The sequence below is a fragment of the Prevotella sp. HMSC077E09 genome, from assembly GCF_001814685.1.
In the GTDB taxonomy this organism is placed as follows: domain Bacteria; phylum Bacteroidota; class Bacteroidia; order Bacteroidales; family Bacteroidaceae; genus Prevotella; species Prevotella oris.
Genome location: NZ_KV817495.1, coordinates 23125 through 44601 on the forward strand (window position 1 = coordinate 23125; position 21477 = coordinate 44601).

Here is a 21477-nt window from a genome sequence, read left to right on the forward strand (position 1 = left end):
ACCATAAGTGCGCTTTCTTGCCATGATAAAGTTCAAGGAAACTTGACCTTACTCATTTGGTTTATCGAAAACATTCTTATCTTATTTTCCTTTCATTACATCAACAAAGCCACTTGCCGAGCCTTGCTTGGCACCGAGTTTAGCGGCATCATCAATGCTCTTTTGATAGGCTGCAAGCGTCACCGGCTTGATTTTCATCTTGTCGGAAAGTTTCGTCAAGCCTTTAACAACAATGCGGTCGCCTACCGAAAGACCGCTTGTCACAATATAAGTGTTGCCGTCATTCTGTGGGTTCACCTTGATTTCAGTGTAATACACCTTATTATTTTTACCCACTTTATACACAAACAGCTTGTCTTGAACAGACACTGTAGCCTCTTGGGGAATAACAATCGCATGATTGTCTGTGCGTGGAATGATGATCTGTCCGGCTCCCCCACTCTTCAACAGGCGTTCAGGATTGGCAAAATGAGCAATGAGTGAATAGGCACCTGTAGAGGAGTTAATCACTCCACTCATCTTAACAACCTTCCCGGGATGGTTGTATAGCGAACCATCAACAAGCTGCAACTTCACCGCCGGAAGGTCTTTCAGTGCAGCAGTAACGCTTCCTGCGGTCTTCGTCAGCCCCAGAATATCATTCTCCGACATGGAGAAGAACACCTCAACCGTACTGACATCAGAAACCGTAGTCAATGGATCAACCGACGAAGCACTGACTAATGCGCCCGCTTTATAAGGCAAACTGCCAATCACACCAGCGGCAGGACTCTTCACCATACACCAGCTTAAAGTCTCCTTTGCAGAGGCCAATGCAGCCATGGCCTGCGACAAAGAAGCCTGTGCTGTGGCATAAGTGTTCTGCGCAGTAGACAGTTCATATTGCCCGATTACCTTCTTATCAAACAGCTTCTTGTTATTTTCATAAGTCAAACGAGCCGTATTCAGCTGTGCACGGGCCGTGTTGACACTGGCCTGTGCCTGGCGAACTGCAGCCTGATAAGTTTCACTATCGATTGAAAAAAGCGGCTGACCGGCTTTCACAACCTGTCCTTCATGCACATAAACTCTCGTGATGAAGCCCGACACTTTAGGGCGAACTTCAACATCTTGAATGCCTTTTATCGTTGCCGGATATGTGGACTGAAGCGATGCGCTGTTGGCACCAACCGTCTCAACAGGGAACTCGTTGTTGCCGAATTTAGGCATTGAGCCGCCACCGCCACAAGCAGTAAGCGAAGCGGTTACTGCCGCAACAAACAAAAACTTAATAATTTTCATACCTATTTTATATATTTAGAACTTATCCTATTCCTATTTTCTTTCTGCAACTGATGCCCGCTATCGGATTTCATGTTGCATCAAATCGTTATAAGAAAACCCAAAACAACAAAAGAGTTTTGGTACTGCAAAGTTACAAATTAAAATCAGAAAGTGTCATGAATTGACTTTACTTTTTAACAAAGATTACAGCAAGAAGCACATAAGCCATCCCTAAAACAAAAGCTGGAAAAGCAAAGACAGCCCTTCATATGCATGTTACATGCGTACAAAGGGCTGGCATTCAACAGACGTCCAAGCCTTTTCTTTTCGGCTGACTACGCTCAGCAAACGGATAACATAAACCTATTTTAATGTTTCTCTGCACGCAGATTCTCTTCCACATACAGCTTGATTGCAGCTGCACAATCGGCATCATTGCCCGCACGTACAGCCCCTATCATCCAGTAAGCATACTTACCCATGCGCATGTTCTTCAGTGCTTCGATGTTCGAACCATATCGAAGTTCGATGTGATAAGTGTCAGCCGGCGTGTCGGGAAGCAACATAAAGTAAGTGAATTCGTCCCGATTGCCATCATCACTCTTATAGAATTCGGCACCGAAGGCCTTGTCTTTCCCAACCAAAGAATAGGTATGCGAGAACACACGTGAGCCACTTGCATCGACTCCTGTAATCCTTCTGCCTTTGAAAGTCAATTGATCTACACCATGTTTGAAGCGACAATCAAACTGAAAAGTGCCACTGTAATCCTTATTGTCATTGGCAAAAGCTCCGAATTTCCTTACAGCTTCACTCCCAATACAGGTGCCGTTGCACTTATTTTTCATCTTAGCCACAGCCTCGGAAGCCTTTTCCTTGCCCACATACTTCGCAGCTTCAGCAAGCCAGAGCGAGTCCCATTTCGACGCATTTGCACCGTTGTCAGAGAAAAACGCAACATAAGTTCCCTCCACTTTCGCCTGCCTTTGAGTTGGCTTCTTCACCATTTTAGCCTTACCGACAGGACTTCCTGCCATTGCCATAAGACCTACCATGCACAGCAACACGACACTTAATAAAAAATTCTTTTTCATCTTTAATTGTGGTTTTAGATATGAATTAATCTGTTAAGACTTTACAAATATATGCCTTTTCTACAATCATAACAATACCTAAACCACATGAAATGCAAGCTACCTACAAATGAGTAGGAATGCAAGAAAACAGCAAGAGATTGTATTTATAATAGCCATTGCTAACCCCACACCTTTGAATCTCCTCAAAGAAATCAATCACCCAATTCTGCAATCTCAACAATGAAGCAGAATACAATGAAACAAAATAAAAGGACAAAACTACTATAATATACTCTATAAGCGCACACTTTGTGCATAAAGAAACTCGGGTGCAAAACCTACTTCGTTGTTCCAATCAATCGTAAACGGGTCTAATGTAAACGATTTGAAATAGTCCTTATCCTGCAATTTTCGGCAAATACCTTCCTGCATCAACGGAGTGAAGTCGAGCAACCGTTCCTCTCCATTGCTGAAAGTGATACGAAGCGTGTTATCACTTACATACACCGCTGCTGTAACCGTTAATATCTGAGCACTATCTTTCTGTTTCATCATCGTTTATTTTAAGGGTTCTATCTTGTTAGCTGACTCACGATTAGAAAGCCGTTCCCAGTTTTCCATTAACTCTTCCTTATGCAAATCAAGCCATTCATATACCATTTTAATAGCTCTGCGAGGTAAAGAGCCTGTGACTATTCCGTCAGTTATGGTCATTGTTGCTTTATAATCATCATACCAAATATGGAAATGTGGCGGATTATGATCTGCTATATACATATAAATTACAATTCCATAAAATCGGCTTATCTCTGGCATAACGTTTCAGTTTTATTGTTTATCACAAGGCAAATATAGGAAATTAAAGCGATATTTGCAAATGATTGAATATCTTTCTGCTTAATCTTGTTGGGAAATAAGCTAAAGACAAAATGAAAAGGAACATATAGACAGTCTTCTTTGAACAAGCATTTAAACACTGTGAAAAAACAAGTAGGAATACAAGAAGAATGCAGTAAAGAATATTTATAATTGTCGTTGTAAAACTCGCGTATTTGAAATGAAAAAGACTTTGACTCGAAATACGCGAGTTTTGAGTCTTTTTTACAACTTCTTATCTATCAAAAAGTTAGGCAATATGCAACAAAATTCAACACAAAAAAACATGATAAAAGCATGTAAAATGAATGAAATCAACGTATAAAATCAGTCACTTCAGCATGCAATATCAGTCATTCAGCAATGCTATCTGACGCTAATTACCATGCAACATGAGTCAAAATGCAACGTAAGACAACTGAAATTGAAAAGCAACTCATCAGAAAATGATGAGAAAGAACCTTTTTCTTGATTTTCAATTTCTATTTTGCAGAAATGAAACTACATGTTTTTTGGTCAACAAAGTTTACAAAACGAAGAGAAAATATGTAGCGGGATAAAATGGAACGGCAAACTAAAAGGTGCCGTTTTGTATAGGAGACAAAACCATAATAGCCAAAGATTTATTCTAATTTTGCAACAACAATGCCTGCAATAAATCTATAAAAACAAAACTGATAGACGACAAAGAATGAAGTTTTTTCAAGGATTTAACATCTCTTAGTCACATTGATGATTGTTATTCTCCTTACAATCTGTATATTTGTAACATAGAGTCAAACATCTAAAACCAAACAAATTAATGAATAAAAGAATAATAACAATGATGCTTTCGGATGAAGATTTAAAAAATAAAAACGTCAAAGAAGTGCGAAACAAAACATAGACCTCTCAACTTGAGAACACCTATTCGTTGCCTATATTCACAGAGAAACAGAGAATGAGAAACAGAGAATGCCCATATTGTCACAAAGAAATCTCCCTAAAACGCTGCTTCTTGTATATCTATCGAGGCACAAACTACCCGACAAGATGTAACCATTGTAGCCATAAAATCATGCTCGTTCGGGAACCCGTTCCCTTCATGTATTGTGTCTGTGCAGGCTTTCTTAGCATCTATATACCCACAAGTTTATTCCTTTATTTTTATCATTTCTCTTTTTGGAAAGCCGCTTTATGCAGTCTACCTTTCGCACTTATTTGCTTCATTGTCTGCGTAGTGCTCACATCTAAAAGGCTTTTCTTCAAGAGAACAGATTAACAGACAATCTGCAATATCACGCTTAGACACTTCTCTTTTCTACTCTATCAGCCCCATGCTTTTAGCCTTCTTCATCAACAATTGCATGAGGGGTTCGCGTTCATTTTCAACCTTGTTGTCGAGCACTGCGTCTTTCAAAGTCTGCTTTAATTGGCCTACTTCACGGCAAGGGCCAAGGTGGAACATCTCCATAATCTCGTTACCGTCGATGCAAGGTTGCAGGAGTCGTTTGTAATCGCGCACCTTCAAATCGGCTATTTTCTCGCGAACAATGCGGAAGTTATCTAAGAAACGCTGTTTTCGCACTTGGTTCTTACTCGTGATATCAGCCTCACAGAGCATCATTAAATCGTCAATATCATCGCCCGCATCATTCATCAAACGGCGCACAGCACTGTCGGTTACTTCTTCATCGGCAATGACAATAGGACGCATGTGCAGGTCGACCATCTTCTGAACATACTTCATCTTGCTGTCCATAGGCAGCTTCATGCGACGGAATATGCCCGGTATCATCTTTGCACCCACGTAGTTATGGTTGTGGAAAGACCAGCCGATAACGTTGTCCCAACGCTTACAACGAGGCTTTCCTATGTCATGAAACAGTGCCGACCAGCGCAACCAGAGGGCCATTTCGCCTAACTTGCCATTGTCAGTTTGCGCTTTGCAGAGGTTATCAAGCACTTCTAAAGTATGATAGAAGTTATTCTTGTGGGCACGACCATTGCGGGTTTCAACCACATCAAGCGCCACCAACTCGGGGATAATCAGCTGAAGCAGCCCACAACGGTAAAGATCTATGAAGCCTTTGCTTGGCGTTTGGGTCAGCATTATCTTGTTAAGTTCGTCGTCAATACGCTCTCCACTGATGATTTTTATACGCTCGGCATTACGCTGCAAGGCTTCAAACGTCTCGTCTTCGATAAAGAAATTCAACTGTGTTGCAAAGCGAATACAACGCATCATGCGCAGAGGATCATCGGAAAATGTTATATCTGGGTCGAGCGGTGTACGGATAATGCCGTCTTCCATGTCGTAAACGCCATCGAAAGGATCAACAAGTTGGCCGAAATGCTCCTTGTTCAGGCATACTGCCAAGGCATTGATGGTGAAGTCACGGCGGTTCTGATCGTCTTCAAGTGTACCGTCTTCAACATGCGGTTTGCGCGAATCGTGGCTGTAACTCTCCTTTCGTGCCCCCACGAATTCAATCTCCATGCCACCATATTTCACCTGTGCTGTGCCGAAATTACGGAACACTGAGAGATGAGCACGCCTGCCCAAGCGGTTCTTCAGTTCGCTTGCAACCTGTATTCCACTGCCAACGACAACGACATCTATATCGTTTGACGGGCGTTCAAGGAACAAATCACGCACATATCCGCCCACAACATAGCACTCAAGTGCCAGTTTGTCGGCCGCTTCTGAAATCAGGTGGAAGATATCTTTATTGAGTAGACGCGCCAAATCAGCGTCAGTTAGATTTCTCATTGTTGCTTATTTTCTCTTAACTTGCTATAAATTGCGTACAAAGTTACTAAAAATTAGTGCAGAATATGCCGTTTCACATAGTTTTTTATAATTTTGCAACCATGAAGAATTATTTTTGGTTACTTGCTGTCAGTGCCTCTCTTTGCGGCTGTGCAGAGACACAAGACGAGAAAGCTGCACCGCTCATGGCGCAGATAGAGGCGCTGTATGAAGCGGGATACTACGCTCAAACGCTCGATTCTATCATGGCCTTGCGCAAGGATTACCCTGAAGCTGTAGAGTCACGAAAGGCAGCTTTGAAGATATGGCAGGACGCTTCACTGAAGATGGCACAGGCAGATATAGCGAAAACAGACTCTTCTTTGCAGGTCACTCTTCATGCACTTGAGGGCAAACGCCCTTTGTTTGAGCGCAACATGCTACATGTAAAATGCGACTCCCTCAAGGCAAGATACGAAGCCATGTGTGGTGTGGTAAAGATGATCCGCTATCGTCAGCAACATCCATAAGAACCAAAGCAGCAACCAAAAATTTGGCTGTTTCATTATAAATAAGTAACTTTGCAATTGCAAAGTTTTTGAACTTATGAAACATTCTAACACAGAGGAACAGTTTAAGAACGTCATGAAAGAATGTCGTGAGCTTTTCAACAAGAAGCTACATGACTATGGGGCATCGTGGCGTTTGCTGCGTCCTGAGTCCTTAACGGACCAACTTCTCATCAAGGCAAAGCGTATCCGATCACTTGAAATCAAGAAGAAATCACTCGTAGGCGAAGGCATTCGTCCCGAATTTATCGGGTTAATCAACTACGGAATCATTGGACTTATCCAGCTTGAACATGGGTTTGTCGATGCCGTTGATATGACCACAGAGGAAGCCTTGAGTCTTTATGACAAATATGCCAAGGCAGCTTTGGAGCTGATGTTGAAGAAAAACCACGATTACGACGAGGTTTGGAGAGCCATGCGTGTAAGTAGTTACACGGATTTTATCCTCACGAAGTTGGTACGGATAAAGGAAATTGAAGACATTAATGGCCAGACTTTGGTATCCGAAGGCATTGATGCAAACTATATGGACATCATCAACTATGCTGTATTCGGAGTCATCAAACTGACTGAAAAGGAATAAAAAGCAACACAACAGTGAGCCAACGACTACTGAAAATGACAGTAAATCTCTGCCGCATCATCGTGGCACTGACGTTCATCTTCTCGGGTTTCGTGAAGGCTATAGACCCTATTGGACTGCAATATAAGTTACAAGACTACCTCGGAGCAATTGGAATACCGGGCTTTCTACCCGATTGGATGCTGTTGATTATGGCAGTTTTGCTTGCAGCTGTTGAGTTCTGTATGGGCATTTTCCTGCTTTTTGCCATCCAACGGAGGCTCATTTCCAAGTTGATAGTAGTCTTCATGAGCATCATGACGCTGATAACCGTGTGGTTGGTCGTGGCAAATCCGGTGAAAGATTGTGGCTGTTTTGGGGATGCTTTGCATTTGACAAACACAGAAACACTCGTGAAGAACATCATCCTTCTGGGCTGTTCAATCGTCATCATGCAAAGACCTTTGGCGATGTTCCGCTTCATCTCAGAAAGCAACCAGTGGATAGTCATCAACTATACGATTGTGTTTATCTTTGTCAGCAGCGGTCTGAGCCTTTACTATCTGCCACTGTTTGACTTTCGTCCTTACCGCATCGGCACGAATATTCCACATGGAATGGAGATACCGAAAGATGCAGAACAACCACTGTTTGAAACCACTTTCATCATGGAGAAAGGCGGACAGCGTAAGGAATTCACACTTAATGACTATCCAGATTCCACCTGGAAGTTCATTGACAGCAAGACAGTGCAAGTCAAAGAAGGCTACATTCCGCCCATTCATGACTTCTCTATTGCAGACAGGAAAACAGGAAAAGACCTCACAGACAGTGTGCTTCGTCACAAAGGATATACGTTTCTGCTGATTGCTCCGTATTTAGAAAGGGCCGATGATAGCAATTTCGGCGACATTGATCAACTCTATGAGTACGCCCAGACCTATAATATTCCATTCTATTGTCTGACGGCAAGCACTGCGAAAGCCATTCAACGATGGAGAGACATCACGGGAGCAGAGTATCCATTCTGCATCACAGACGAAACTACATTGAAGACAATTGTGCGCAGTAATCCCGGTCTGTTGTTGCTTAAAGACGGCACGATTATCAACAAATGGAGCCATAATCAACTGCCCAACGGGACCAAACTGTCGCTGCCCATCACGCAATCTGCATTGGGAAAGATGCCGCAAGACAGCGTTCCTGGCAAGATATTAGAGATTATTCTGTGGTTCATATTGCCACTGACCCTACTCACTTTAGCCGACCGTCTGTGGGCATGGAGCAAGTGGGTGAGGCTGAAAGAAAAGAAAGATAAACAAAGATTATATCAACTCTTTAATAAAAAGAAAAGTAAAATGAGAAAGAAAATCGTAGCAGGTAACTGGAAAATGAACCTCAACCTGCAAGAAGGTATTGCTCTCGCAAAGGAGATCAACGAGGCAATGACAGCTGAAAAGCCTAACTGTGACGTAGTAATCTGCACCCCATTCATCCACTTGGCAAGTGTTGCCCAGGTGCTGAATGCCGACTTGGTTGGCCTTGGCGCAGAGAACTGTGCAGACAAAGAGAAGGGTGCTTTCACTGGAGAAGTGTCTGCAGAAATGGTAAAAAGCACCGGCGCACAGTATGTAATCCTCGGTCATTCAGAGCGTCGTCAGTACTATGGTGAAACTGCAGAGATCCTGAAAGAAAAGGTACAGTTGGCTTTGAAGCACGGTCTGAAGGTGATTTTCTGCTGTGGTGAGACCCTCGAAGAGCGCGAGTCAAACCGCCAGAACGCTGTTGTTAAGGCCGAACTTGACGGCAGTGTATTCAATCTTACCGCTGAAGAGTGGAAGAACATCGTATTGGCTTACGAACCCATCTGGGCCATTGGTACCGGCAAGACCGCTACTTCTGACCAGGCAGAAGAGATGCTTTGCTACATCCGTTCTATCGTAGCAGAGAAGTATGGCAAGGAAGTTGCAGAAGAAACCTCTATCCTTTACGGTGGAAGCTGCAAGGCTTCAAATGCTCCCGAGCTGTTCTCCAAACCGAATATCGACGGTGGTTTGATCGGCGGTGCTTCTTTGAAAGCTGCTGATTTCAAGGGAATCATCGATGCTTGGAAGAAGTAATGAAACGAAACTAACATTGGAAAGTCAGGGAACGAAGCCGGACTTCGGTTCCTTTCTTTCCAATATTTTAATTAATCCAATAGGAAATGAAAAAGTTCGCTTGGCTCTTAGGTGTCATGATTTGCATGGTTATTCCAACTCATGCACAGACTTTCCTTGACCATCTGAAAAAGAACGAACCCGGAAAAGGCACTGTAACTGTCACGCAAAGCAAGGAAATCGACGAACTCGTCAATGGCAGCAAACAGACAAAGCCGCAGGTTACGAACAACTCCAAGAAAGAGATTATAAAGAATAACGCTACAACCAACAAGACTGAAGCTGTTCAAAAAGAGACTAAAAAGCCCCAACATGTCATCACCGGTGACTCTGCCAAGCATGCAGAAAGCAAGACGGAGTCCGTTGAAAAGCCTATCGAACGGCACGAAAATACAACGCAAAAGAAGACAGAACCTGCCAACAAGCCGCAGGACGAGAATGAAATCAACATTCCAACTGTCGACATGCGAAAGAAAGTAATGCGTGGAAGTCACAAGATTGTTGGCTATCGTGTACAGGCTTTCTCGGGCGGGAACTCACGTCTCGACCGCCAGAAAGCCGAACAAGCAAGCACAGCCATCAAGATGAAATACCCTGGGCAACCTGTCTATGTGCATTTCTATTCGCCCCATTGGATATGTCGTGTGGGCAACTATCGAAGCTTTGAAGAGGCCAGCGAAATGCTCCGCAAGGTGAAAGCCCTCGGCTATCACCAGGCCTGCATCGTCAAAGGAAAGATTACCGTGCAATATTAAGTTGCGCGATGCACTGCAAATGCAGTGATTACACAAAGGAAAAGACAATACAATATATATGAATCCTGAAACTGAATTCCGCGAAGGTCTTGATGATCTCGCCACACATTATAGGAGCGTTCTCACGCTTTTGGGTGAAGATGTCAGTCGGGAAGGGTTGGAAAAGACCCCGATGCGCGTGGCAAAAGCCATGCAGATACTGACCCGTGGATACACTCAAGACCCTCACAAAGTGCTGACTGATGCACTGTTCAAGGAAGATTACAATCAAATGGTCATTGTAAAAGACATTGATGTGTTCTCTCTTTGCGAACACCACATGCTGCCTTTCTACGGCAAATGCCACGTAGCTTACATTCCCGACGGTTACATCACGGGCTTAAGCAAGATTGCCCGCGTGGTAGATATATTCAGTCACCGCCTCCAAGTGCAGGAACGTCTGACCCAACAAATCAAAGACTGCATCCAGTCTACTTTGAAACCGCAGGGCGTAATGGTAGTGATTGAGGCCAAACACATGTGCATGCAGATGCGAGGTGTAGAGAAACAAAACTCCATAACGACGACAAGCGACTTCAGCGGCGTGTTCAACGACCTCAACACCCGACAGGAATTCATGAGTCTGCTGCGTGGAGAATCCAAACGAATTTAATTCTTTTATTGCAGGAAAAGCGACTTAAAGGTTGTTCTTCCTCATCTTGTCCAACAACAATATAAAGCATCTCATATGAAAAAACTACGTAAATTTCTTGGCTATGCCTTCTGTCTGACCGCTGTACTGACCGCATTTTCTTCTTGTTTGAGTAATGATAACGACGACGATATCACGATTACCGAGCCCGAAGCAAAGATGATTTTCGATGCAGCCAAAGGCACTTATGAGGGCGACCTCTATGCAGTCTATCAGCAATATGGCTCAATCTATCGCACAAAAGACTCTGTTCCGAATGTCAAGGTCACCATCGGGCTCGACACCATCGTACGCATCAACAGCATTCCCGACAGCCTTTATTCACGCCTGCTCAATCCAAACCACACCTTGACAAACAAGGCAAAGCAGGATTTGGCCAAGCATCTTACCATGCAACCTGCCGAAAGCAAGATTGGCGCTTTGGGCTTCACAAACAAGCCAAAGAAGATTTATCGCTATCTGACAAACGGCTTTAAGGCTACGTTGACAGCCAACTACGACAGCAAACCGCATGAGGTTGTATTCAGCAACAACATGCTGTGCTTCTATAATCCGGCCAACAAGAAACTGCAAATAGCCGTTCAGCCGGCCCTCATCAATGCCGACAAGGAACGCCTTGCCCCATCAGGTCTATATCTGATGTTCGTCTCAAAAACAAAACACTAAACACCATATGAAATTCATTTCATGGAATGTAAATGGCCTTCGCGCCTGTGTAGGCAAAGACTTCTCACAGTCTTTTGAAACGCTGAATGCCGATTTCTTCTGCCTGCAAGAAACCAAGATGCAGGCCGGACAGCTTGATCTTCAGTTCCCGGGCTATACATCTTATTGGAATTATGCCGACAAGAAAGGCTACAGCGGCACTGCTATCTATGCACGAAAAGAACCGATTGCCGTCACTTATGGCATCGGAATAGACGAGCACGACCATGAAGGACGCGTCATAACCCTTGAATATGACAACTTCTTCCTCGTCACGGTGTATACGCCCAACGCTCAAGACGGACTCCGTAGGCTTGACTATCGCATGACTTGGGAAGACGACTTCCAGGCTTACCTGCATCGTCTTGACGAACAAAAGCCCGTCATTGTTTGCGGCGATCTGAACGTTGCACACCAGGAAATAGACCTCAAGAACCCCAAGAGCAACCGCCGTAACGCCGGATTTACCGATGAAGAGCGCGACAAGATGACTCAACTGCTCAGCCATGGCTTTACAGATACGTTCAGAACTCTGTATCCGGAGCAGGTCACCTACAGTTGGTGGAGCTACCGTTTCCGTGCAAGAGAGAAGAACGCGGGCTGGCGCATAGACTACTTCCTCATCTCCGACAGGCTCCGGCCTCAACTGAAAGACGCTTCTATCCACACCGAAATATTCGGCAGCGACCATTGTCCGATAGAAGTAGACCTTGAACTTTAAATTGAATGTTGCAAAGCAATATAAGCCATCGCCCCGATAACCATCGTGTCATCGGGGCGATTTCTTCAGACAACCTTACGCTGCAAATAACCTCCGTCTGACGGAGTCTGCCCATGACAACCCGCCTGCTGACACATCAAAACTTAGCATTTTCACCTCTTAAAAGCCTATTTGATAAGTAAGAGTCCTGACAAGCGAATGATATGTTAATTCATGTCATGATTATTTACAAATGCTTTTGCACAGCTTGCGAATTTGAAATGAAAGTTATCTCTGCTTCAAATACGTGCCGTATTCTTGTCTTTCACAACGCTTTGACAATCAAACCGTTATGGATTTCAAGTCGAATTATGAAGCAAAATCACACTGAAAAGCGTTGCCATTTGCGTCAAGTTACGGTGTGTTTTGCGTCATAATACGGGGTCATTTCAGTCAAACAGCATGGTAAAGTGACTGAGATTACAGGCTGAAAAGAGGCAAATGAGGATATCGAAGCCATACAATGGTTTCGCACAAGCAGTGAAATGGCTCCGTACAAGCAAAGAAGTGGGAGTTTCATTTCTATTTGGTCAACTCCGGAAGTGTTAAAAACCGAGCAACAAACTTTACACCGATAAGTGCACCCCACACGCTTTCCACAAGATAAGACAAAACAAAAAGCAAACTGACAACATGCAGGTCAACGCCTCTGTCATCACGACAAACGGCAACACTATACGGTTTTCAGCCTGCATGCACTTATCCGCATTCTCTCGCAGGCATATGGAATTCCATGCAATCTGCCAATAAAAAGACAACATAAAAATTGTAATTGTCATTTCTTTTTCGTTACTTTGTAACCTAAACAAACAAAAAAAAGAAAAAGATGGGAAAAGGGAAAAAAGGTGGAAAACGCATGAGTAAGAAGCAACTCTGTGAGCGGTTGCAAGACTTTTTCACGTCGCAACCCGGCAAGAAGCTTAGCTTCAAGGAGATATTTCGGGCGCTCAAATTAGACACCCACCCACTGAAGATGATGGCTATCGACATTATGGAGGAGATGGCTTGGGACGACTTTCTCACGCGCGTGACCGACAGTTCCTACAAACTCAACACGAAAGGCCAGGTGCAGGAAGGCACGTTTGTGCGCAAGGCGAATGGAAAGAACTCGTTTCTTCCCGATGATGGCGGTTCACCTATCTTCGTTTCAGAGCGCAATTCCATGTGGGCAACCAATGGCGATCGCGTGAAAGTGAGCTTCATGGCACGCCGACAGAAGCACATTAAAGAGGCACAAGTCATCGAAATCATACAGCGCAACAAAGACCGTTTCGTAGGCCGCTTGCGCGTAGATCGCGACTTTGCCTATCTCATCACACCCGAAAACACTTTCGTCCACGATATCATCATCCCGAAAAAGAAGCTTAAAGGGGGCAAGACTAACGACAAAGCTATCGTCAAAATCACACAATGGCCCGATGCAGAACACAAGAACCTGTTGGGCGAAGTCGTGGATGTGCTTGGGCAGACAGGCAACAACGATGTTGAAATGAACACCATCTTAGCCCAATACGGCTTGCCTTATGTCTATCCGAAAGCTGTGGAAGAGGCCGCAGAGAAAATCTCGGCAGAGATTACAAAGCAGGATGAGGTGGAGCGTGAAGACTTCCGTGATGTCTTCACCTGCACCATTGACCCGCATGATGCCAAGGACTTTGACGATGCACTCTCTGTCAAACGGCTCGACAAAGGCCTTTGGCAGGTGGGTGTTCACATTGCCGATGTGAGCCATTATGTCACGGAGGGCAGCATCATTGACAAGGAAGCCATGAAGCGGGCCACGAGTGTTTATCTCGTCGATCGCACGATACCAATGCTTCCCGAGCGTCTATGTAACTTCATTTGTTCGCTTCGTCCCGATGAAGATAAACTGGCCTACAGCGTTATTTTCAACTTAGATGACGAAGCAAATGTCAAGGCTTACCGCATTGTTCACACCATTATCCGCAGTAATCGACGCTATGCCTACGAGGAAGTGCAGGAGATATTGGAGGCCAACGGCGTGAAAGACGGCACCGGAGAGCCTGCACCGAAAGCACCGAAAGGCGGATATCAGGGTGAGAATGCCGACCAATTGATCACCTTAGACCGTCTGGCAAAACAGTTACGTGCCCGCCGCTTCAAGGGTGGAGCTGTGAAATTCGACCGCGAAGAACTGCATTTCGACATTGATGCACAAGGAAAACCGACGCGATGTTACTTCAAACGCTCGCGCGATGCCAACAAACTGATTGAGGAGTTCATGCTTTTGGCCAACCGAACTGTGGCAGAAAGCATCGGGAAAGTAAAGAAAGGACAAAAGAAGAAGACGCTCCCCTATCGCATACATGACAATCCTGACCCGCAGAAGATGGAGACTTTGCGGCAGTTTATCGTCAAGTTCGGCTATAAAGTGAAGACCGATGGCACGAAAAGTGCCATGGCTCGCAGCCTCAACAAACTCATGGACGACAGTAACGACAAGCCCGAAGCAAAGATGATTCAGTCTGTTGCACTCCGTGCTATGATGAAAGCGAAGTACAGTGTGCATAACATCGGACACTTTGGACTGGCATTCGACTACTATACTCACTTCACAAGCCCTATCCGTCGCTATCCCGACACGATGGTTCATCGCCTCTTGACGCGTTACGCTAACGGTGGAAGGAGTGCCAACGAGAAGCATTATGAGGAACTTTGTGAGCATTGTTCCGAGATGGAACTCGTGGCCCAGAATGCTGAACGCGACTCTATTAAGTACAAGATGGTAGAGTTTATGGCCGACAAAGTAGGCGAAACATATGATGCCCACATTAGTGGTATCACGAGTTATGGCATATATGCCGAGATAGATGAGAACCACTGCGAGGGTATGATCCCTATGCGTGACCTCGGAGATGACTATTATGACTTCGATGAACGCAACTTCTGTCTCGTTGGTCGGCGTCATCATCACAAGTATCAACTTGGAGATGCCATCCAAATTCAAGTGGCAAGAGCTGATTTAGAGAAGAAACAACTCGACTTTACAGTAGCAGAATAGGCTGTAATCAAAAGTAAGAAGCGCGCTTTCATCCTAAGCATAAGCTGGAAGAGAGCGCGTTTTCGCATAACAATCCGGGCTGCGTGTTGAGGTTGAGGCTATGTAGGAATATGATTATCCGCTTGTCGTTGAGGAACATTTCCTTGAAAATTGGCTGAAAACTAAAAATAAACGGCACGAAAATTTGACGATAGCCGACAAACAACTAACTTTGCCGAAGAAGTTGACTATTATGAAACTGAAAATTCATTTCAATCATCGCGAGGAGCTTTGGAATGCTTGGAGTCATGCCGGAGGCATCATCATGGGCATCGTTGTGGGCATAATTTTCCTCATTTGGTGCTTTCGTGAACACAACGGATGGGCCACAGCAGGCATTATTCTCTATCTCTTCGGCATGCTTTGCTCGTATATAGCCTCTACGGTTTACCACTCCCTGTCGGCTTGGAGCAAATGGAAAGAGCGACTGCGCAAATGGGATCATGCCGCCATTTACTGGCACATTGCGGGCAGTTACTCCCCGATAACGCTCATTGCACTGCGTGATCAAGGCTACTGGGGCCTCACCTTGTTTTGCTTTATATGGGCTTGTGCGATTGCAGGAACCGTCATTAGCTTTGTCAATCTCAAAGACCACAGTAACTTGGAAACCATTGCTTTCGTTGGAATGGGACTCAGTGTGCTCGTTGCTTTCAAGCCACTTATCGACGCACTCACCACATCTGCTTTCATATGGATTATTGCAGAAGGCATCTGTTACATTACAGGTGCAGTGTTCTACAGCATCAACAAGCGGAAATATATGCATACTGTTTTCCACTTTTTTGTACTTGCCGGCAGTATCTGTCATATCATTGCAGTGTGGGATATATTGATGAAATATATCTGAAAAGATTGTCTTTTTTCTCCGTCTTGGCCCATATCAGGCCTTGACTAATGCCGATAACGATGTTAAAATTTGGAGAGAAAGACGTTTTTCTGCATTCTTTTGCGTATATTTGTAAGCCTTTCGGCACCTTGCCTCCATAGATTTGTGAGCGAGATTATTAACAAACAACGAAATATAATAACGAGTAATAAATACAGTTTATCAAACGAAATGAAACATTTAATAGCCACATTTGCCCTGTCAATACTCACAACAACGACTACATGGGCAGTTCCACACAGCTTGAACACATGGGCAAAAGACTCTACAGAAGTAAAGAAAGACAACGAAACAAATAAGAAAAAGTCTGAAAAGAAAGAAGATGATTACGAGAAACTCATGAAGAAAGGCGGTTCTTTCCAACAGGGGTTATTCGATGTCAGGCATATAGAGAAAGACTGGTATTTTGAGATTCCGGAGGCAGCTTTAGGCAGATTGTTTCTTGCCGTGACCCGTTTTGTGTCGGTTCCACAGGACTTCGGCATGCTCAGTGGTGAGGAAGTGAACTACAACACGGTTTATTTCGAGCGTTATGATGACAAGACCATGTTCTTGCGTTCATGGGCACATTCACAGACTGCCGACCCGAAAAGCAACATCTCCGAACTCGTCAGAAAAGCTACTATAGACCCCATTGTCTATAAGTTTGATATTATCGGCAAGGACAAGAAGACTGGGAAGATGCTTGTCAACGTAACAAAACTGTTCAAAGGAGACAATAAAATCGCCGGTTTTACAGCCAACGACCGGACCCAAGTGAAATTAGGGACACTGCAAGATGACCGTACTTTCATCGACACTATCAAGACTTATCCTATCAATATCGAGGTTTCCACACTTCGAACCTATGCTGCAAATCCCGGCAAATCCATGGCCTCACGTCAAGGTTTCATGACATTGAGCCTCAATACAAGCATTGTTCAGCTTCCCGAAGAACCGATGCGGCCCCGTTTGGCCGATGAACGTGTGGGCTATTTCGACAACCGTCTTGTCACATTCAGCGACAGGGAAACCAGTAAACACGATGCCATTATCTCACGTTATCGTTTAGTTCCCAAAGACAAAAAGGCTTATGCAAAGGGTAAACTCGTTGAGCCTGAGAAGCAAATCGTTTATTACATCGACCCAGCTACGCCAAAAGAGTGGGTACCTTACCTCATTCAAGGCATCAACGACTGGAATAAAGCCTTCGAAGCTGCCGGTTTCAAGAATGCCATCATAGGCAAAGAAGTGCCTGAAGACAGCGACATCAGTCCTGATGATGCCCGTTATTCTTTCCTGCGTTACCTGCCTTCAGAGCAAGAGAACGCTTACGGGCCACGCATTGTTGACCCACGAAGCGGTGAAATTATCGAGAGTCATATCTGTTGGTACCATAATGTGATGAACCTATTAACCAAATGGTACATGACACAATGCGGGCCGTTGGACAAGCGTGCACAGACAATGAAGTTTGATAAAGACCTTATGGGCAAGCTCATCCGCTTTGTTTCAAGCCATGAAGTAGGTCATACATTAGGACTTCGACACAACATGATAGCCAGCAATGCTACTCCCGTGGAGAAGCTACGTGATAAAGCTTGGGTTGAGAAACATGGCCACACAGCGAGCATTATGGACTATGCACGCTTCAATTATGTTGCGCAACCGGAGGACAACATCGGTGAAGCCGGCCTCTTCCCCCGCATCAACGACTACGACAACTGGGCTATCAAGTGGGGTTATCAGTATCGTCCGGAGTTCAAAGACGAGTTCGATGAGAAGAAAACACTACGCAGTGAAGTCACCAAAATGCTTACCAATAACAAGCGACTTCGCTATAAAGGCGATGAAGGTCGTGGGAGAGACCCACGTTCCCAGACTGAAGATCTCGGCGATAACGACATTACTGCTGCCGAATATGGCGTCAAGAACCTCAAGCGTGTAATGCAGAATATTGTAAAATGGACGGCACAACCCGATGATCAGACTGACGATTTAAACTCTATGTACAATAGTGTTCGCGGACAGTTCCAACGCTACAGCAACCACGCTCAACGCCACATTGCCGGTGTTTACAGTGATAACTGGCCCTCTGCCCGCAAGAACGACATCGTGCCGGCAGTCCTCCAGAAACAAGCTATCGCTTGGTTTGGCCGTCATCTATTTACAATTCCCACATGGCTCTACCCTGACAGCATCGTCAACAAGCTTGGAGTTGATGCCGACAACGAGGTTACCATGCGCGCCAATGCTGTGCTTTCCTACCTCCTTTCGGCCTATATTCTCTACAATTGCATCAACAACAGCTTCACCGCAAGCCAGCCTTATCCTGTCAACGACTATCTGAATGATGTCTTTCAGGCTGCATGGAAGCCCATGAGTAAAACCGACTTACGTGGCAATAACTTCCGCCGCAGATTGGAACAGAACTACGTTGAACACATCGGACAAGCCATTTATACTTCCAAGACACCCAAAGAAAATATCAAGTTCACGCGCTCTGATGTCACACTCTATGCGTTGAAGCATCTTGACAAGATTGACAACTTCTGCCGTCAACAGCTGAAAACCACTGATGCCAACAGCATCAATGCACTTCACTACAACAACCTGCTGCTGAAAACCAAGAAGATACGCGATGCTTACAATAAGCCTGATAACGATTAAACAAATGCAACCCTAACACATGAAAGCCCGAGAAAACGCTCAATCCCGTTTTTTCGGGCTTTCTTGATATGGGATAATTAATTCCAACTACGGCCATGATTTACCACGATTTCTTTGTCCATATCCTAACGCGGCACTAACTTTGCAGTGCAATTCAAAGATAAAAGGATAATAATGACAGGAGCCTGACGAGGTTCCCTAAAACTAAAGGAAAGGTAAAAAGATTATGGTAACATTAATGATTGTATTGGCAGTGGTCGTAGCAACAGTTTCACTCGCAGTGAATGTGAACGACAAAATCTCTATGGGACGCTAAACTTGGTGTTCTCTTTGAAAGAGAAAGTTTTTCAAAATCAAATATAATGGCGGTTGGATGCAATAGCGTTCAACCGTTTTTTCATTCTTTCTGTTTAGGAAAAGACGACCATCGAATGTGCAGACACTTTGATTTCTTCTCTTCTTCCATAACATAATGTCCTCCCGAGTGAAACGTAACATCCTCCGCATGATAAAAGATTACGTAACAATGAACTGCCCGCTACGATAAAGAAGTGAGTAAATGCCGTCGTAATCTGTTATCTGCCGGACGTCAAACTGCATAAAAACAACCAACCTATCAGCGTCTGACATCAACGCAGTTACATAAAAAATGACCGACCCTCTCAAGGTCAGTCATCCTATCTTAGATTTTATTACATCAGCAAATAAGAGCTGTTTTACAAGCTTTAAGTGTACCATACATCAGATTCTATGATATGTACCTCGGTAGTTTCATTGTCGTCTTCTCTGCGAAAATCCTGCAGAATCTGCGGAAGAGCTGTTTTTTTGGTGTCCATACATGCGTCTAATTAAAGTTGAATAACATTTGATTTACAACTACAAATATAAAAGAAAATCCAATACCTGTCAAGAGCAGATGCAAGCAAACGGCCTTTTTTAAATATAAATAACTTTAAATATACTATGTATTGCTTATAATATGACATAAATATACAATATTAGATATCGAATGAAAACAAAGCCGTTAAATCACTGCATGGGGGTCTGTTGGTAAATCTTAAGCCCAAAATCAGGCGTCACTGCATAGATATATTCCATGATTTCGGCCAATTGGTGCTCGTAATTAATCCACTCTTTATCTTTCAAAAAGAAATAGAATTCGAGTGGAAGTCCTGCATTCGTGCCCTCTTTCTGACACACGAGGAAAGTCAGCTGCTGGTTCACATAAGCGTTTCGACTGAGAAAACGTTCGATGAAACGACGATAAAGTGCCATGTTCACGATGCTTCCTTCCACCTCTTCAGGCTTGAAATATCCCTTCTCCACTAACTGCTTGCGCAGAGTTTCATCAATCATACACACGCTTCTGAAGTCATAATAGACCACACGCTTTACTCTTCTACCCTCACTCTGCTGCATTCCTATCCAGTTTTGAAACGAGTCTTCAACAAGCGTCTGAGGCGTAACGGTGACAATTGTATTATCAAAATTCCTCACTTTCACCGTCGTCAGAGAGATCTCTTCCACAACTCCATTCAAGTTGGCTGAAGGCACAGTAATCCAGTCCCCTTTATGAACCATATCATTACTCGTCAATTGTATGCCGGCCACAAGTCCCGATATTGTATCCTTGAAAACCAGCATCAAGATAGCAGAAGTGGCACCCAACCCGGCAAAAAGAGTCATCGGACTGCGCCCAATGGCTGTAGCAACAACTAAAATACAGGCTAAAAAGACAGCAACTATTTTCAGTACACCACGCAACGACTTGAGATATTGTTGCTTGGCCGACCTCTCATCGCCTCTCAAACCATCAAAACTATCAAGCAAGGCTATGGCAGCCCGCGTCACCATCACAATGATATAAATGGCCGTGAAGCGTGTCAGCAACACCCGCACCACATGATATTGATAGAACACAAGCGGCAGAAGTTCCCACACTACAATAGCAGGAATGATGCGACACACCGACACCAACAACGCCTTATTCCACTGCATACCTTTGCGAGCCACCACTTTCGTGAGCAGAAGAATGATACGTCGCCCAACAGAATAACTCAACATCGCCAGTAAAACAACAACGATAACGAGTAAAATATGGCGTACAACCGGCACGACCGAACCGTGAAGACCACAGCGAATGATGAGTTCTTCAACAAAAAGTCTGATGGTTTCCATGCTTATCTGTCCCTTTCTTTTTCTCACAAAGATAGTTGTTTTTTTCAATTAAAGCATCAAAAAAGAAAAGAAAAAAGAAAGGATGAGAAACGAAGTCTCGTCTTTTGAATTATCATTACAATTGCTTTCTCATAGCTCGCGTATTTGAAAACGAAAGTATCTCGACCCAGAAAAACGGCCTGTTTTTAGCCTTTTATAAAGCATTGACAATCAACACATTACGAAAAACAAAGCAAATCACAGCGTATAATCATGCTGAAAAACTACGCAATCTGCGTCAAATCAGTCCGCAAACTGCCTCAAATGACCACGTCTTTTGAGTCAAATGGCACAGTCATTCAAGTCAGATTGCAATGCATGATGAATGGAATCACAAACTAAGGTGCTTGAAATGGTGAAATTATTCCCGTTTTCCCGCTTTCCATTTTCTATTTGGTGTGGTCATGAAGTGTTAAAATCAAGGGGATAATCTTTACAAAAAGATGAGGACTTTAGAGACTGTTGTTCTGATTGAATAAGCTCTTTCAAGGAGCACAACCATTGAAAGTGG

General features: G+C 44.1%; 16 protein-coding genes. 10 read left to right on the forward strand and 6 right to left on the reverse strand.

Features of this window, described 5'->3' with window-relative positions:
- Positions 1 to 81 precede the first annotated feature (81 nt).
- The 5 genes from HMPREF2983_RS00700 to HMPREF2983_RS00720 all read right to left on the reverse strand — a co-directional run bounded on the left by HMPREF2983_RS00700 (position 82) and on the right by HMPREF2983_RS00720 (position 5967).
- The gene (locus tag HMPREF2983_RS00700) at positions 82 to 1281 is read right to left on the reverse strand and encodes an efflux RND transporter periplasmic adaptor subunit (protein ID WP_070665683.1); all 1200 of its coding nucleotides are present in this window, start codon (positions 1279 to 1281) and stop codon (positions 82 to 84) included.
- A gap of 350 nt (positions 1282 to 1631) precedes the next feature.
- The gene (locus tag HMPREF2983_RS00705; protein ID WP_070665686.1) at positions 1632 to 2357 is read right to left on the reverse strand and encodes a hypothetical protein; all 726 of its coding nucleotides are present in this window, start codon (positions 2355 to 2357) and stop codon (positions 1632 to 1634) included.
- Between the two features lie 276 nt (positions 2358 to 2633).
- Positions 2634 to 2894: a DUF2442 domain-containing protein gene (locus tag HMPREF2983_RS00710; protein ID WP_070665689.1), complete on the reverse strand. Its 261-nt coding sequence runs from the start codon at positions 2892 to 2894 to the stop codon at positions 2634 to 2636.
- Between the two features lie 3 nt (positions 2895 to 2897).
- Complete coding sequence (locus HMPREF2983_RS00715; protein ID WP_004377013.1) at positions 2898 to 3155, reverse strand: DUF4160 domain-containing protein; 258 nt, start codon at positions 3153 to 3155, stop codon at positions 2898 to 2900.
- Between the two features lie 1360 nt (positions 3156 to 4515).
- Positions 4516 to 5967, reverse strand: coding sequence for a CCA tRNA nucleotidyltransferase (locus tag HMPREF2983_RS00720; RefSeq protein ID WP_070665692.1), 1452 nt, complete (start codon positions 5965 to 5967; stop codon positions 4516 to 4518).
- A 101-nt stretch (positions 5968 to 6068) separates the two neighbouring features.
- Here HMPREF2983_RS00720 and HMPREF2983_RS00725 point away from each other — a divergent pair, with 101 nt between their 5' ends.
- The 10 genes from HMPREF2983_RS00725 to HMPREF2983_RS00770 all read left to right on the forward strand — a co-directional run bounded on the left by HMPREF2983_RS00725 (position 6069) and on the right by HMPREF2983_RS00770 (position 18749).
- Complete coding sequence (locus HMPREF2983_RS00725) at positions 6069 to 6476, forward strand: hypothetical protein (RefSeq protein ID WP_070665695.1); 408 nt, start codon at positions 6069 to 6071, stop codon at positions 6474 to 6476.
- 76 nt (positions 6477 to 6552) lie between these two features.
- Positions 6553 to 7101 carry a DUF1599 domain-containing protein gene (locus tag HMPREF2983_RS00730; protein WP_004377016.1) on the forward strand — a complete coding sequence of 183 codons (549 nt, stop codon included), beginning with the start codon at positions 6553 to 6555 and terminating at the stop codon, positions 7099 to 7101.
- A 35-nt stretch (positions 7102 to 7136) separates the two neighbouring features.
- Positions 7137 to 9200 (forward strand): BT_3928 family protein, encoded by a 2064-nt coding sequence (locus HMPREF2983_RS00735; protein ID WP_083316625.1) that lies wholly within the window; start codon positions 7137 to 7139, stop codon positions 9198 to 9200.
- 86 nt (positions 9201 to 9286) lie between these two features.
- Entirely contained in the window at positions 9287 to 9994 is a 708-nt protein-coding gene (locus tag HMPREF2983_RS00740) for an SPOR domain-containing protein (RefSeq protein WP_070665699.1), read from the forward strand.
- A 58-nt stretch (positions 9995 to 10052) separates the two neighbouring features.
- Positions 10053 to 10646 carry a GTP cyclohydrolase I FolE gene (gene folE, locus HMPREF2983_RS00745; protein WP_004377019.1) on the forward strand — a complete coding sequence of 198 codons (594 nt, stop codon included), beginning with the start codon at positions 10053 to 10055 and terminating at the stop codon, positions 10644 to 10646.
- 75 nt (positions 10647 to 10721) lie between these two features.
- Positions 10722 to 11351 carry a DUF4840 domain-containing protein gene (locus HMPREF2983_RS00750; protein ID WP_070665703.1) on the forward strand — a complete coding sequence of 210 codons (630 nt, stop codon included), beginning with the start codon at positions 10722 to 10724 and terminating at the stop codon, positions 11349 to 11351.
- Positions 11352 to 11358: 7 nt separating this feature from the next.
- Positions 11359 to 12111, forward strand: coding sequence for an exodeoxyribonuclease III (locus HMPREF2983_RS00755; RefSeq protein WP_004371635.1), 753 nt, complete (start codon positions 11359 to 11361; stop codon positions 12109 to 12111).
- Positions 12112 to 12976: 865 nt separating this feature from the next.
- The gene (rnr, locus tag HMPREF2983_RS00760; RefSeq protein WP_070665706.1) at positions 12977 to 15172 is read left to right on the forward strand and encodes a ribonuclease R; all 2196 of its coding nucleotides are present in this window, start codon (positions 12977 to 12979) and stop codon (positions 15170 to 15172) included.
- A 232-nt stretch (positions 15173 to 15404) separates the two neighbouring features.
- Positions 15405 to 16061: a PAQR family membrane homeostasis protein TrhA gene (locus HMPREF2983_RS00765; RefSeq protein WP_070665709.1), complete on the forward strand. Its 657-nt coding sequence runs from the start codon at positions 15405 to 15407 to the stop codon at positions 16059 to 16061.
- Between the two features lie 210 nt (positions 16062 to 16271).
- Positions 16272 to 18749: a zinc-dependent metalloprotease gene (locus tag HMPREF2983_RS00770; RefSeq protein WP_070665712.1), complete on the forward strand. Its 2478-nt coding sequence runs from the start codon at positions 16272 to 16274 to the stop codon at positions 18747 to 18749.
- 1029 nt (positions 18750 to 19778) lie between these two features.
- Here the strand turns inward: HMPREF2983_RS00770 and HMPREF2983_RS00775 are convergent.
- On the reverse strand, positions 19779 to 20927 hold the full coding sequence (locus HMPREF2983_RS00775; RefSeq protein ID WP_070665716.1) for a mechanosensitive ion channel family protein: 1149 nt from the start codon (positions 20925 to 20927) through the stop codon (positions 19779 to 19781).
- Positions 20928 to 21477: the final 550 nt, after the last annotated feature.

Bases quoted from the DNA above. Each gene is read 5' to 3' on its own strand.
- HMPREF2983_RS00700 (WP_070665683.1), bottom strand. From the start codon at position 1,281: ATGAAAATTATTAAGTTTTTGTTTGTTGCGGCAGTAACCGCTTCGCTT.
- HMPREF2983_RS00705 (WP_070665686.1), bottom strand. From the start codon at position 2,357: ATGAAAAAGAATTTTTTATTAAGTGTCGTGTTGCTGTGCATGGTAGGT.
- HMPREF2983_RS00710 (WP_070665689.1), bottom strand. From the start codon at position 2,894: ATGATGAAACAGAAAGATAGTGCTCAGATATTAACGGTTACAGCAGCG.
- HMPREF2983_RS00715 (WP_004377013.1), bottom strand. From the start codon at position 3,155: ATGCCAGAGATAAGCCGATTTTATGGAATTGTAATTTATATGTATATA.
- HMPREF2983_RS00720 (WP_070665692.1), bottom strand. From the start codon at position 5,967: ATGAGAAATCTAACTGACGCTGATTTGGCGCGTCTACTCAATAAAGAT.
- HMPREF2983_RS00725 (WP_070665695.1), top strand. From the start codon at position 6,069: ATGAAGAATTATTTTTGGTTACTTGCTGTCAGTGCCTCTCTTTGCGGC.
- HMPREF2983_RS00730 (WP_004377016.1), top strand. From the start codon at position 6,553: ATGAAACATTCTAACACAGAGGAACAGTTTAAGAACGTCATGAAAGAA.
- HMPREF2983_RS00735 (WP_083316625.1), top strand. From the start codon at position 7,137: ATGACAGTAAATCTCTGCCGCATCATCGTGGCACTGACGTTCATCTTC.
- HMPREF2983_RS00740 (WP_070665699.1), top strand. From the start codon at position 9,287: ATGAAAAAGTTCGCTTGGCTCTTAGGTGTCATGATTTGCATGGTTATT.
- folE (WP_004377019.1), top strand. From the start codon at position 10,053: ATGAATCCTGAAACTGAATTCCGCGAAGGTCTTGATGATCTCGCCACA.
- HMPREF2983_RS00750 (WP_070665703.1), top strand. From the start codon at position 10,722: ATGAAAAAACTACGTAAATTTCTTGGCTATGCCTTCTGTCTGACCGCT.
- HMPREF2983_RS00755 (WP_004371635.1), top strand. From the start codon at position 11,359: ATGAAATTCATTTCATGGAATGTAAATGGCCTTCGCGCCTGTGTAGGC.
- rnr (WP_070665706.1), top strand. From the start codon at position 12,977: ATGGGAAAAGGGAAAAAAGGTGGAAAACGCATGAGTAAGAAGCAACTC.
- HMPREF2983_RS00765 (WP_070665709.1), top strand. From the start codon at position 15,405: ATGAAACTGAAAATTCATTTCAATCATCGCGAGGAGCTTTGGAATGCT.
- HMPREF2983_RS00770 (WP_070665712.1), top strand. From the start codon at position 16,272: ATGAAACATTTAATAGCCACATTTGCCCTGTCAATACTCACAACAACG.
- HMPREF2983_RS00775 (WP_070665716.1), bottom strand. From the start codon at position 20,927: ATGGAAACCATCAGACTTTTTGTTGAAGAACTCATCATTCGCTGTGGT.